Source organism: Microbacterium sp. JZ70, from assembly GCF_053903225.1.
In genome coordinates this window covers 1480484-1493178 of the sequence record NZ_CP096405.1, presented here as the reverse complement: position 1 = coordinate 1493178, position 12695 = coordinate 1480484, and the positions used below count along the sequence as shown (strand labels likewise).

14 protein-coding genes and 1 pseudogene are annotated in these 12695 nt (G+C 72.7%); 1 reads left to right on the top strand and 14 read right to left on the bottom strand.

What is annotated here, in order from left to right:
• Positions 1-39: 39 nt before the first annotated feature.
• Positions 40-336 (bottom strand): co-chaperone GroES, encoded by a 297-nt coding sequence (groES, locus tag M1D46_RS06755; RefSeq protein ID WP_039394204.1) that lies wholly within the window; start codon positions 334-336, stop codon positions 40-42.
• 147 nt (positions 337-483) lie between these two features.
• Here groES and M1D46_RS06750 point away from each other — a divergent pair, with 147 nt between their 5' ends.
• Positions 484-1671, top strand: a complete 1188-nt coding sequence (locus M1D46_RS06750; RefSeq protein WP_456286982.1) for a THUMP-like domain-containing protein — start codon at positions 484-486, stop codon at positions 1669-1671.
• Between the two features lie 3 nt (positions 1672-1674).
• On the opposite strand, the gene M1D46_RS06745 is transcribed toward M1D46_RS06750, so the two are convergent.
• From M1D46_RS06745 to M1D46_RS06685, 13 genes and pseudogenes are all read right to left on the bottom strand, one after another.
• On the bottom strand, positions 1675-2019 hold the full coding sequence (locus tag M1D46_RS06745) for a hypothetical protein (protein WP_271172337.1): 345 nt from the start codon (positions 2017-2019) through the stop codon (positions 1675-1677).
• The gene (gene tsaD, locus M1D46_RS06740) at positions 2016-3083 is read right to left on the bottom strand and encodes a tRNA (adenosine(37)-N6)-threonylcarbamoyltransferase complex transferase subunit TsaD (RefSeq protein WP_271172338.1); all 1068 of its coding nucleotides are present in this window, start codon (positions 3081-3083) and stop codon (positions 2016-2018) included. Before tsaD ends, M1D46_RS06745 begins: the two co-directional genes overlap by 4 nt.
• Positions 3080-3577, bottom strand: coding sequence for a ribosomal protein S18-alanine N-acetyltransferase (gene rimI / locus M1D46_RS06735; protein ID WP_456286981.1), 498 nt, complete (start codon positions 3575-3577; stop codon positions 3080-3082). The genes tsaD and rimI overlap by 4 nt, the downstream gene beginning before the upstream one ends.
• Positions 3574-4227 carry a tRNA (adenosine(37)-N6)-threonylcarbamoyltransferase complex dimerization subunit type 1 TsaB gene (gene tsaB / locus M1D46_RS06730; protein ID WP_324012173.1) on the bottom strand — a complete coding sequence of 218 codons (654 nt, stop codon included), beginning with the start codon at positions 4225-4227 and terminating at the stop codon, positions 3574-3576. Before tsaB ends, rimI begins: the two co-directional genes overlap by 4 nt.
• A gap of 51 nt (positions 4228-4278) precedes the next feature.
• Entirely contained in the window at positions 4279-4746 is a 468-nt protein-coding gene (locus M1D46_RS06725; protein ID WP_456284785.1) for an N-acetyltransferase family protein, read from the bottom strand.
• Positions 4743-6239, bottom strand: a complete 1497-nt coding sequence (locus M1D46_RS06720) for an APC family permease (protein ID WP_271172342.1) — start codon at positions 6237-6239, stop codon at positions 4743-4745. The genes M1D46_RS06725 and M1D46_RS06720 overlap by 4 nt, the downstream gene beginning before the upstream one ends.
• A complete protein-coding gene (gene tsaE / locus M1D46_RS06715) occupies positions 6236-6742 on the bottom strand; it encodes a tRNA (adenosine(37)-N6)-threonylcarbamoyltransferase complex ATPase subunit type 1 TsaE (RefSeq protein WP_324012178.1) in 507 nt (168 codons plus the stop codon). The genes M1D46_RS06720 and tsaE overlap by 4 nt, the downstream gene beginning before the upstream one ends.
• Complete coding sequence (gene alr / locus M1D46_RS06710; RefSeq protein WP_456284784.1) at positions 6739-7860, bottom strand: alanine racemase; 1122 nt, start codon at positions 7858-7860, stop codon at positions 6739-6741. Before alr ends, tsaE begins: the two co-directional genes overlap by 4 nt.
• A 131-nt stretch (positions 7861-7991) precedes the next feature.
• Positions 7992-8345 (bottom strand): annotated as a pseudogene (locus M1D46_RS06705) (holo-ACP synthase); the annotation flags it as partial.
• Positions 8346-8388: 43 nt separating this feature from the next.
• Positions 8389-10242 (bottom strand): glutamine--fructose-6-phosphate transaminase (isomerizing), encoded by a 1854-nt coding sequence (gene glmS / locus M1D46_RS06700; RefSeq protein ID WP_456284783.1) that lies wholly within the window; start codon positions 10240-10242, stop codon positions 8389-8391.
• A 59-nt stretch (positions 10243-10301) separates the two neighbouring features.
• On the bottom strand, positions 10302-10658 hold the full coding sequence (locus M1D46_RS06695; RefSeq protein ID WP_456284782.1) for a universal stress protein: 357 nt from the start codon (positions 10656-10658) through the stop codon (positions 10302-10304).
• The gene (locus tag M1D46_RS06690) at positions 10655-12166 is read right to left on the bottom strand and encodes a tripartite tricarboxylate transporter permease (protein ID WP_456284781.1); all 1512 of its coding nucleotides are present in this window, start codon (positions 12164-12166) and stop codon (positions 10655-10657) included. The genes M1D46_RS06695 and M1D46_RS06690 overlap by 4 nt, the downstream gene beginning before the upstream one ends.
• A gap of 14 nt (positions 12167-12180) precedes the next feature.
• Positions 12181-12693 (bottom strand): tripartite tricarboxylate transporter TctB family protein, encoded by a 513-nt coding sequence (locus M1D46_RS06685; protein ID WP_456284780.1) that lies wholly within the window; start codon positions 12691-12693, stop codon positions 12181-12183.
• Positions 12694-12695 lie beyond the last annotated feature (2 nt).

The window sequence follows — 12695 nt, the reverse complement described above, 5'->3', positions numbered from 1 at the left end:
CGACGCCGAAGCGCCGGGCCCTCCAGGAAAGGCGTGTCGTCAGCGGACGACGACCGCGAGCACGTCGCGGGCCGAGAGCACCAGGTACTCGTCGGCGCCGAACTTGACCTCGGTCCCGCCGTACTTGCTGTACAGGACGCGGTCGCCGACGGCGACGTCGAGCGGAACGCGGTTGCCGTTGTCGTCGATGCGGCCGGGGCCCACGGCCACGACCTCGCCCTCCTGGGGCTTCTCCTTGGCGGTGTCGGGGATGACCAGACCGCTGGCGGTGGTCTGCTCGGCCTCGACCTGCTTGATGACGATGCGGTCCTCGAGCGGCTTGATGGAAACCGACACGGTGTACCTCTTCTTTCGTTGCTTCGACGGAAGACTCAGTTCGCACTCTCATGACGAGAGTGCTAACGCCAGTGTAGGGCGGGACCTGGCACTCCCGCAACGCGAGTGCCAATTCGAGGACACGGGATGACACGCGAGAATGGACGCATGGAGCAGGGAGAACTCGACGCGCTGCTGACCGCCGAGGGCCTGGCCCTGCTCGACGCGCTGGACCCCGTGGAGACGACGGCGGATGTCGCCCGCACGGTATCGCGCCTCCGGGCCGCGGGCCACTCCCCCGACCTCGTCTCGGCGGTCGTCGGCCAGGTGCGTCTGCGGTCGCGGGCCGAGACGAAGTTCGGCCCCTTCGCGGCGCGCATGCTCTTCACCCGCGCGGGGGTCGAGCAGGCGACGCGGATGGCCGTGGCCGCGCACCATGCAGGGCGCATGCGCGCGGCGGGGATCGAGCGCGTCGTCGACCTCGGCTGCGGCATCGGCGGCGACGCGCTCGCGTTCGCCGGCGTCGGGATGGACGTGCTCGCAGTCGACGCGGACCCCGTGACGGCGGCCCTCGCGGCCTACAACCTGCGGCCGTTCGGGGATGCCGTGGAGGTGCGCTCCGAGCGCGCAGAGGAGGTCGACCTCTCCGGCTGGAACGCGGTCTGGCTCGACCCCGCGCGTCGCACGAGCGGTCACTCCGAGACCCGCCGGGTCGCGCCATCCGACTACTCCCCCGCACTCGACTGGGCGCACGCGCTCGGCGAGCGGATGCCCGTGGGCATGAAGCTCGGGCCGGCTCACGATCGCGAGGCGATCCCCGACGAGGTCGAGGCGCAGTGGGTGAGCGTCGACGGGTCGACCGTCGAGCTCGTGCTCTGGTCGGGGGCGCTCGCGCGCGACGGCGTGCGGCGGGCCGCGCTCGTCATCCGCGGCGACGCGTCGCACGAGCTCACCGCTCCCGCCGACACCGAGGACGAGCCGGTGCACGAGCTCGGGGCGTTCCTGCACGAGCCCGAGGGCGCCGTCATCCGCGCGCGCCTCGTCGGCGAGGTCGCCCGGTCGCTCGAGGCCGGCCCGATCGCTCCCGGCATCGCCTATCTCACGGGCGACGCCGCGCTGACGACGCCGTTCGTCTCGTCGTTCCGCGTCCGCGAGACGCTCCCCGCCGACGTCAAGGCGCTCGCGAAGGCGCTCCGCGCCCGCGGGATCGGCACCCTCGAGATCAAGAAGCGCGGCGTCGACGTCGATCCGGCGCTCCTCCGGAAGAAGCTCAATCTGCGCGGCGACGGATCGGCCACGCTTTTCGTGACGCGCATCGGCGGCCGGCGCGCCGCCATCCTCGCCGACCGCGTGTAGCGGCTACGCGGCCGGCAGCTCGATGACGGGCGCCTCGCCGAGCTGGCCGAGGATCCAGAGCGCCCAGACGCCGCAGTAGGCGATCGCCACGACGCCGAACCCGAATCCCCACCAAGCGAGGGCCCGGTCGGCATGTCGGCGGACGAGCGCGATGACCGCGAGCACGACGGCGATGAGCGCGAGCGGCGCGACCCACGGCGTGAACCACGACATCGTGAGCGCGAACATCCCGAGCACGAGCGACGGGCTCGAGAGCGAGACGCGGCGGCGCGGCCGGTCGGAGCGGGAGGGCACCGCGTTCAGCAGCTCGTCGTCGTCGAGCTGCGCCGCGTCCTCCGGCTCGGTCATGGTCTGCGCGCGACCTGGATGTCGGTGACGGGCAGGGTCGAGTCCGCTCCGAACGCGAGCGTCGAGGGCTCGTGGCCCGACTGGATGAGCTCGGAGGCGAGCGCGGCGATCATCGCGCCGTTGTCGGTGCAGAGCCGCAGCGGCGGGATCCGGACGGTCACGCCCGCGGCCTCGGCGCGCGCGAGAGCGACCTCGCGGAGACGGCGGTTCGCGATCACGCCCCCGCCGAGAAGCAGTCGCGGCACGTCGTGCTCCGCGCAGGCATCCAGTGCCTTCGTCACGAGCACGTCGACGACGGCCTCGCGGAAGCTCGCCGCGACATCCGCCATCGGGATGTCCTCGCCCTCGGCCTCGCGCTGCTCGGTCCACCGCGCGACGGCGGTCTTGAGGCCCGAGAACGAGAAGTCCCAGCGGTGCTTCTCGCGGTCGCTCGCGCGCGAGAGGCCCCGGGGGAAGCGGATGGCATCGGGATCGCCGCCGACGGCAGCGCGGTCGATCTCCGGCCCGCCGGGGTACGGCAGTCCGAGAATGCGCGCGACCTTGTCGAAGGCCTCCCCCGCCGCGTCGTCGACGGTCTCGCCGAGCAGCTCGACGTCGCTCGTGAGGTCGCGGACGAGCAGCAGCGAGGTGTGCCCGCCCGAGACGAGCAGGGCGACGGTCGGGTACTCGAGCGGCTCGCTGTCGTCGGCGAGGATGTCGGCCGCGATGTGCCCGACGAGGTGGTTCACGGCGTAGAGCGGCTTGCCGAGCGACACGGCGAGGGCCTTGGCGGCGCCGACTCCCACCATGAGCGCACCCGCGAGGCCCGGCCCGCTCGTGACCGCGACGGCGTCGAGATCCGCGAGCCGGATGCCCGCCTCGGCGACGGCCTGCTCGATCGCCGGCTGCAGCGCCTCGAGGTGCGCGCGGGCGGCCACCTCCGGCACGACGCCGCCGAAACGCGCGTGCTCGTCCATGCTGCTCGCGATCGTGTTGGACAGGAGGGTGCGGCCGCGGACGATCCCGATGCCGGTCTCGTCGCAGCTCGTCTCGATGCCGAGCACGAGGGGTTCGGCGCGGTTCATGAGCAGGCTCCTGCGTCGGTCGGGTCGGGGATGCGCGCGGCGCGCCACGCGGGGACGTCGAGCTTCATGACGATCGCGTCGACGTCGTCGGGCTGGTAGTAGCGCGGCCGCCGGCCGAGCTCGGCGAACCCCTCGCTGACATAGAGCGCCTGGGCGACCGGGTTGTCGGCGCGGACCTCGAGGAACACCTCGCGCACGCGGCGGCGATCGGCCTCCTCGAGGAGGAGCCGCAGCAGCGCCCTGCCCTGCCCGCGGCCGCGCGCGCTCTCGGCGATCGCGATCGTCTGGACATCCGCGTCCTTCGCCCCAGGGAGCGATCGCAGACCGGCGTAGCCCGCGACCTGACCCGCCTGCTCGAGCACGAGGTAGTGCGCGTGCTCCGACGCGAGCTCCTCGCGCATCATGCCCTCGCTCCAGGCGTCGGTCGGGAACGCGCTGCGCTCGAGCGCCATGATCGCGTCGAGGTCGGCGACGGTCGCCGCGCGGATGCTCACGAGCCCACCCGCTTCCGCGGCGCGGGCGCCGTGACGTCGGGCGAGCGCAGGTACAGCGGCTCGGTCACGCCGCGCGTCTCGCCCGCGCGGAGGCGGATGGCCGCGAGCCGGCCCAGCGCGCCGATCGGGATGCGCGTGGCGAGAACGAACCGGTCGCCGTCGAGGTCGCGCAGCGGCGCGAGCAGCGGGTCCGCGGAGAGGTCTGCGTCGCGCGGGCGCAGCTCGGGTCCGGCGATGCGGCGCGGCAGACCCCATCCGTCGAGGTCGCCGTAGATCGAGATGGCGTTCTCCCTGCGGCGCGCGTCGGTCGCGACGGCGAATCCGCCGGTCGGGAAGGCGATCGTCAGCTCCGCGGCGACCGCGTCGTGGCTCGCGATGCCGAGCACGGGAACATCGCGGCCGAGGGCGAACGCGCGCGCGGCGGCGATGCCGATGCGGAGGCCCGTGAAGGGCCCCGGCCCCATTCCCGCGGCGACATGCGTGATGCGGTCCGGCCCGACGCCCGCGTCGGCGAGCGCGCGCTCGAGGAGCGTGCCGATCACCTCGGCGTGACCGAGGGCGTTCTCGCTCTCGGCCTCCGAGAGGATCTCGCCGTCGGGCGCGACGACGGCCGCGCCCGAGCCGATGGAGGTGTCGACGGCCAGGATCATGCTCTCCAGCGTAGTTTCCCGCCGGTCACGGAATGCCGGGAACGCGCGCCCTCAGTCGAGGGTCTTGTGCATCCGGATGGCGCTGATCTCGAACCCGAGCGACGTGTACAGACGCCGGGCGGCGGTGTTCGAGCCGAACACGTTGAGCCCGATCGACCGCGCTCCCTGCGAGCGGGCGTGCTCCTCCCCGAGCTGCATGGCGGCCCGGCCCAGCCCGCGACCGCGGTGCGCCTCGTGGATCTGGATGTCCCACACCCACCAGGCGGTGTCATCCGGGCTCGGATCGGGCCCGATCCACAGCCACCCGACGACCTCGTCGCCCTCGACGACGTCGAACACGCGGTGGCCGGCGACGAGCTGCCCGTCGGGGAAGGCGCGCTCGACGCTCTTCTGCGCGTTCTCGCGTGCGACGTCGGGCGCCTCCCCTGCCGCCATGAGCTCATCGGCATACGCGCCGCGGCTGCGGTCGATCCAGGCGGGCAGCCGGGAGGGGTCCATATCGCGAAGGGTGAGCGTCATCCCGGAAGTCTGCCAGCGCGGGGCGCGGCGCGGAAGCCGCTCGCCTCGCCCGCGATCGCCGCACGGTAGGCGCGCTCGTCGAGCGCCCCGATCCGCGAGTGCCTCCGGCCGTAGGCGAGGTAGATCGCGATGCCGACGGCCATCCAGCAGCCGAACGCGATCCAGGTGCCGCCCGAGAGCTGCGTCATGAGCGCGAGGCACGTCACGGCGCCGAGGACGGGCACGACGGGGAAGAGCGGCACGCGGTACGTGCGCGGCAGGTCGGGGCGGCGGTATCGCAGGACGATGACGGCGACGTTGACGACCGTGAAGGCCGCGAACGTCCCGATGCTCGTCGCGTTCGCGAGCTCGCCGAGGGGCACGATGCCCGCAGCGACGGCGATCACGGCGCCCGTGATGAGGGTGCCGGCCACGGGGGTGCGGGTCGTCGGCGAGATGCGCCCGAAGACGCGCGGCACGAGCCCGTCGCGCGACATCGTGAGGAGGATGCGCGTCTGCCCGTACAGCACGGTCAGCACGATGCTCGCGAACGCGATGAGCGCGCCGATCGAGAACACGACGCCGAACCAGGGCTGGCCGGTCACCTCGGCGAGCACCGTCACGAGTCCGTGGTCGCGGAACCACGGCGCCTCGCGCGCGCCGACCGCCGCGATCGCGACGACGACGTAGATGGCCGTCACGAGGCCCATCCCGAGCAGGATGGCGCGCGGCAGGTCGCGCGCGGGGTCTCGCGCCTCCTCGCCCGCAGTCGAGGCCGCGTCGAACCCGATGTACGAGAAGAACAGCACGGCCGCGGCGCCTGTCACGCCCGGGAAGAACGCGTCGAACATGCCGTCGAAGTGATCAACGCGGAATGCGGTGAACGCGACCGCGGAGAAGAAGAGGAGGACGCCGACCTTGAGCGCGACGAGCACGGTGTTGATCCAGGCGGCCTCGCGCACGCCGCGCAGGAGCAGCACCATCGCGAGGATGACGAGCAGGAACGCGCTGAGGTTGAACACGCCGCCCTCGGCCGACGGATCCGAGGCGATCGCGGCCGGCAGCGAGAGCCCGAAGATCGCGAGGGTCTCGTCGACGTACTGCCCCGCGCCCGATGCGACCGCGGCGACCGAGACGCCGTACTCGAGGACGAGGCACCAGCCCACGACCCAGGCGACGCCCTCGCCGAGCGTGACGTACGCGTACGAGTAGCTCGAGCCCGACACCGGCACGGCGCCCGCCATCTCGGCGTACGACAGGGCGGAGAGCAGAGCGGGGACGGCCGCGAGCAGCACGCTCATCCAGATGCCGGGACCGGCATGCGGGATCTGCTCGGCCAGCAGGGCGAGGATGCCCGTGCCGAGCGTCGCGCCGACGGAGATCATGGCGAGCTGGATCATCGAGAGGTGGCGTCCCAGCGTCGCAGAGCCCTCGCTCGACTGCCCGGCCTCGGCGACGAGCATGCCGATCGTGCGGCGGCGCAGGAGCTGGCCGCCGAGAGACGCGCGGGTCATGCGGCGGTGCGCTTCTCGATCACGACGATGCGCGGCGCGTCGGCGTCGAGCTCCGCGGAGGCGCGCGAGAGATCGCCGCACATCGTGTCGGAGCCGCGTCCGCCCACGGGGCGGGTGATCTCGACGTCCCACCACACCTCGCGCAGGCCCTCGATCTTGTCGCGCCCCCACTCCATGACGACGACCGATCCGTCGACGTCGATGTCGAGGTCGTCGAGCTCGAGCGCCGACGAGAGGCGGTACGCATCTGCGTGGACGAGCGGCGCCCCGCCGACGAGGGAGGGGTGCGTGCGCGCGATGACGAAGGTCGGGCTCTGGATGGGCCCGCGCACGCCGAGCGCATCGGCGAGGCCGCGCGTGAGCGTCGTCTTGCCGGCGCCGAGCGGCCCGGTCAGGACGACGAGGTCGCCCGCCTCGAGGTGCGCGCCGATGCGGCGGCCGAGGTTCTCCATGTCGGTCGCTGTGGGCACGTCGTGCGTGCCGAGCAGCTCGTCGGGGATCATCCCTTCACCCTCCGTGCCACGCGCGGTCCGATGCGCGTGACGATCTCGTAGTTGATCGTGCCCGCCGCGTCCGCCCACTCCTCGACCGCGGGAGCCCCCGCAGCGGGGTCGCCGAAGAGGATCGCCTCGTCGTCGACGGCGACCGGATGGTCGCCCGCATCGACGACGAACTGGTCCATCGCGATCCGCCCGACCACGGGCATCCGGCGCCCGCCGATCACGACCGGCGCGCGGTTCGAGGCCTGGCGCGGGATGCCGTCGGCGTAGCCGAGCGGCACGAGGGCGAGCGTCGTCTCCCCCGTCGTGCGATGGACGTACCCGTATGAGACGCCCTGGCCGGCTGGCACGCGGCGCACGGCCGCCACCCGGCCGCGCAGGGTCATCGCGGGCCGCAGCCCGAGGTCGGCCGACGTCGCGTCGTCGAACGGCGAGAGCCCGTAGATGCCGACGCCGACGCGGACGGCGTCGAAGCGGGCGGCGGGCAGGCGGATGGCGGCGGCGGTCGCCGCGATGTGGCGGATGCGCGGCGAGAGTCCCGCCGCCTCGGCCTGCGCGAGCGCGCCCTCGAAGACGCGCACCTGCGCGAGATCGTCGGCCTCGCTCGTGCCGGAGAGGTGGCTGAAGACCCCCTCGACGACGATGCGGCCGGCCTGCGCGAGGCGCGCCGCCTCCGCGAACGCGGCGGGCCAGTCGGCGGGGGCGAGCCCGTTGCGCCCGAGGCCGGTCTCGAGCTTGAGGTGCACGCGCGGCACCTCGTCGCCGATCGCTGCGGCGGCGATCGCCGCGAGCTGCGGGATGCGCGAGACGCCGAGCTCGACCCGCGCGGCCACCGCGGTGGCGAAGTCCTCGACCGGGTCGTGCAGCCACGCGAGCACGGGCGCGTCGATGCCCGCGGCGCGCAGCGCGAGCGCCTCGGGGATCTCGGCGACCCCGAGCCGCGTCGCCCCTCCCTCGAGCGCCGCGCGCGCCGCGGTCTCGGCGCCATGGCCGTAGCCGTCGGCCTTCACGACCGCGATGAACTCGCGCGTCCCCGTCACCTCGCGCAGATGCCGCACGTTGTGCACGATCGCCGCGCGATCGATGACGGCCTCGCGCAGAGCGCGCCCCTCGCCGCTCACGGGGTCGTCTCGCCTGCGGTCGACGTACCCGCGCCACCCGCGACATCCGAGCCATCCGCCTCGTCGCCGTCCGCCTCGTCGAGGGGCGATTCGACGCCCGCGCTCACGACGTCGACCGCGGCAGGGCCCGCCTCCCCTTCGGCCGTGACGTAGGCGATCGCGAGCCCCGCATCGTGCGACAGCGAGAGGTGCAGCGCCGTGATCCCGAGTGCGGCGACGGTCTGCGCGGTGGCGCCGGTGAGCTCGAAGCGCGGCGCCTCGCGCTCGCCGAGCCGGGCGACCTCGATCTCGGTCCACGTCACGCCGTCCGAGCCGCCGAGGGCCTTGATGAGCGCTTCCTTCGCGGCGTAGCGCGCGGCGAGCGAGCGCAGCGGCAGGCCGCGCTCGTGCTCCGTGAACAGGCGGTCGCGCAGGCGCGGCGTGCGCATGATCGTGCTCTCGAACCGCGGGATGTCGACGAGGTCGACGCCGATGCCGACGATCATCCTTCTCCCTTCCGCCGTGCCCGTGCTGCGCGCTCCGACGCGCCTACTCGACTGTGACCGACTTCGCGAGGTTGCGGGGCTGGTCGACGTCGAGGCCCTTCGCGGTCGCGAGGCCCATCGCGAAGATGTGCAGCGGCACGACGGCGAGGATGGGCTCGAACAGCGGCGCCGCGAGCGGCACCCGGAGCACCTCGTCGGCGAAGGGCAGCACGGCCGCGTCGCCCTCCTCCGCGACCGCGATCACGCGGGCGCCGCGGGCGCGGATCTCCTCGATGTTCGAGATGACCTTCGCGTGCAGCGTCGCGCCCTGACGCGGCGACGGCACCATCACGAACACCGGCTGACCCGGCTCGATCAGCGCGATCGGGCCGTGCTTGAGCTCGCCCGCGGCGAACCCCTCCGCGTGGATGTACGACAGCTCCTTGAGCTTGAGCGCACCCTCCAGCGCGATCGGGTACCCCACGTGACGGCCCAGGAACAGGACTGACCGCGTGTCGGACATCCACCGCGAGAGCTGCTCGATGCGCTCCTGCTCGTTCTCCAGGATCCACCGGATCTTCTCCGGCAGCGTCTCCAGCTCCGCGATCGCCGCACCCGCGACCTCCGCCGACAGCGCGCCCCGCACCCGCCCCACGTGCAGCGCGAGCAGGTACAGCGCCGTGATCTGCGCCACGAACGCCTTCGTCGACGCCACCGCGACCTCCGGCCCCGCGTGCGTGTACACGATCGCGTCCGACTCCCGCGGGATCGTCGCGCCCTGCGTGTTGCAGATCGACAGGGTCTTCGCGCCCAGGCGCGCGGCCTCCTTCACCGCCATCAGCGTGTCCATCGTCTCGCCGGACTGGCTGATCGACACCACGAGCGTCTCCGGCCCCACGATCGGGTCGCGGTACCGGAACTCGTGGGCGAGCTCCACATCCACCGGGATCCGCGCCCACTGCTCGATCGCGTACTTCCCGACCAGACCCGCGTAGTACGCCGTCCCGCACGCCAGCACGATCACCCGGCTCACGCCCTGGAACAGCCCGTCCAGGCCATCCAGCTCGGGGATCACGATCTGCCCGTCCTGCACCCGACCCAGCACCGTGTTCGCGACCGCCTCGGGCTCCTCCGAGACCTCCTTGGCCATGAAGCTCGACCAGCCGCCCTTGTCCGCAGCCGCCGCATCCCACGACACCTCGAACGGCTCGACCTCCACGACCGCCCCGTCGAAGTCCGTCACCGACACGCCCTCCGGCGTGATCGACACGATCTGATCCTGCCCGATCGCCAGCGCACGACGCGTGTGCTCCACGAACGCCGCCACATCCGACCCGAGGAAGTTCTCCCCCTCGCCCAGACCGATCACCAGCGGCGAGTTCCGCCGCGCGCCCACGACCAAGCCCGGGTGATCCTCATGCATCGCCAGCAGCGTGAACGCGCCCTCCAGCCGCGACACCACCGCCCGGAACGCCGCAGCCAGATCCCCGCCCGCAGCCCGGTACTCCCGGCCCAGCAGCACCGCCGCGACCTCGGTGTCCGTCTGGCTGCGGAACGAGAACCCCTCCGCCTCCAGCTCCGCCTTCAGCGCAGAGAAGTTCTCGATGATGCCGTTGTGGATCACCGCCAGCCGGTCATCATCCGCCAGATGCGGATGCGCGTTCAGATCCGTCGGACCCCCGTGCGTGGCCCACCGCGTGTGCCCGATCCCCGTCGTGCCGGCACCCAGCGGAGCCTCATCCAGCGCCTCCCGCAGACGCGCCAGCTTGCCCGCCTTCTTCCGCATCCCCAGCGACCCCTCGCGGTCGATCACGGCGATGCCCGCGGAGTCGTACCCCCGGTACTCGAGCCGAGCAAGACCCGCGAGAAGGATGTCCTGGCTTTCCCGAGGACCGACGTATCCGACGATTCCGCACATGCGCTCAATCCTAGGGACGCCATCCTGGGAACCCCGGCAGGCCGCCGCCCCGGGCGCGGCTACGGGCGCACGACGAGCACGGGAGCGTCGACCGCGAGCACGGCGCGCATGGCGGGCGTCGCGACGAGCAGACGGCCGGCTCCCTCGCGTCGGCGCATGCCCACGACGACGAGGTCGACCCCCTCGTCCGACACGATCGAGGCGAGCGCGTCGCCGTCCGCCGGCGCCTCCACCTCGACCGTGCGGGCATCGCGCAGGCTCTCCGACGAGCCGCGCTCATCGGCGAGGGTGCGCAGCAGCGCCTCCTCGCCCGCCACGACGAGTCGGGAGCCGCGCCGGTCCGCCTCGGCCGCGGCTGCGGCGAGCGCCGAGCGGCCTTCCGCGCCCGGCACGAGCAGGGCGAGCACCGCGCTCATCGGCGGCCGATCCCGATCGCGGACCCCCGCCGGGCGCGCATCGCCGACTGGATGACCGGCAGCACGATGACGACGACGGCGACGGCGATGAGCACGCCCGAGATCGGCCGGGTGAGGAAGCCGGTCGGGTCGCCGTCGAACAGGAGGAGCGCCCGCCGGATGCTCGACTCGAGCAGCGAGCCGAGCACGAACGCGAGCACGAGCGGGCCCGGCTCGAAGCCGAACTTCTTCATGAGGTACCCGAGGGCGCCGAAGCCGACGACGAGCGCCACGTCGAAGACGGAGTTGTTGATCGTGTAGGCGCCGATCAGGGTGATGAGCGCCGTGATGGGGGCGAGGATGGCCGCGCGCACGCGGAGGATGCGCACGAACAGTCCCACGAGCGGCAGCGACATGATGAGCAGCAGCACGTTGCCGATGTACATCGAGTTCACGACGCCCCAGAAGAGGTCGGGGTGCTGGTCGACGAGCTGCGGGCCGGGCGTCACGCCCTGGATGAGGAGCGCGCCGAACATGAGCGCCATCGTCGCGTTGGCCGGGATGCCGAGGGTGAGGAGAGGGATGAAGGAGCTCGTCGCCGCCGCGTTGTTCGCAGTCTCCGGGCCGGCGATGCCCTCGACCGCGCCGTGGCCGAACCGCGAAGGGTCCTTCGCGCGCTTCTTCTCGACGGCGTACCCCGCCATCGACGCGATGGTCGCTCCGCCCCCGGGCAGGAGACCGAGGAGGAAGCCCAGAACGGAGCCGCGCGCGAACGCGCCCGACGACTGCCGCAGCTCGGTGCGGCTGGGCCAGACGTTCGCGACGTGCGCAGGGGCGAGCGTCTCCGCGCGATGCCGCTCCTCGAGGCTGTAGAGGATCTCGCCGAGCCCGAACAGGCCCATCGCGATCGGCACGAAGTCGAGGCCGTCGGCGAGCTGCAGGCTCTCGAAGGTGAATCGCTCGGCCCCCGTGAAGGGGTCGCGCCCCACCGTGGCGAGGAGCAGGCCGATGCCCGCTGCGATGATCGCCTTGAGCTTCGAGCCGCTCGAGATCGTGGCGACGAGGAGGATGCCGAGCAGAGCGAGCGCCGCGTACTCGGCGGGCCCGAAGCTCAGCGCCCACCCCGCCACGATCGGCGCGAACACCGTGAGGCCGATGATCGCGACGGTGCCCCCGATGAACGAGCCGATCGCGGCGATGCCGAGCGCCGTGCCCGCCTTGCCGCGCTTCGCGAGCGCGTAGCCGTCGAAGACCGTCACGACCGAGCTCGCCTCGCCCGGCAGCCGCAGGAGGACCGAGGTGATCGTGCCGCCGTACTGCGCGCCGTAGAAGATGCCCGCGAGCATGATGATCGCCGTGACCGGCTCGATGCCGTAGGTCAGCGGCAGGAGGATGGCGATGGTCGCGGCGGGCCCGAGGCCCGGGAGCACGCCCACGAGCATGCCGACGACCACGCCGATGAGGCAGTAGAGGAGGTTGAGGGGCTCGAAGACGGTCGCGAAGCCGTCGAGCACGGGCTGGAAGTCCATGGTGTCTCCGCGGGTCAGAGCAGGTGGGGGATCGACGTCTTGAGGGCGACGACGAAGACGAGGTAGAACCCGACGACGATCAGCACGGATCCGACGATGGAGAGGATCCAGCGCTCGTGGCCGAGGACGCGCAGCCAGAGGAAGGCCAGCAGGAGGGTCGGGGTCTCGAAGCCGATCACCGGCAGCAGCGCCACGTACGCGACGAGACTCGCGAAGCCCGCGGCGGCCATCCACGACGCCCGCATGAACTTCTCTCCGTCGCCGCCGTGACGGCCCGCGACGAGCTGCGCGAGCGCGAGGATGACGACGACCGCGCTCACGGCGAGCGGCCAGAGCCCTGGCCCGGGCTTCGCGAGCGTCCCGATTCCGAGGGAGGTCGCGAGCACGGCGCCGAGCGCTCCGACCGCGGCCGCGACGAGGGAGCCGGCGAGGTTGGCGATCGGCCCGGCCGCGGGCGGCGAGTCGTCGATCGGAACGGGCGTGGTGTCGCCCGGCGGCGGCGCGGGTTGCGCGAACAGTCCGGCCATGC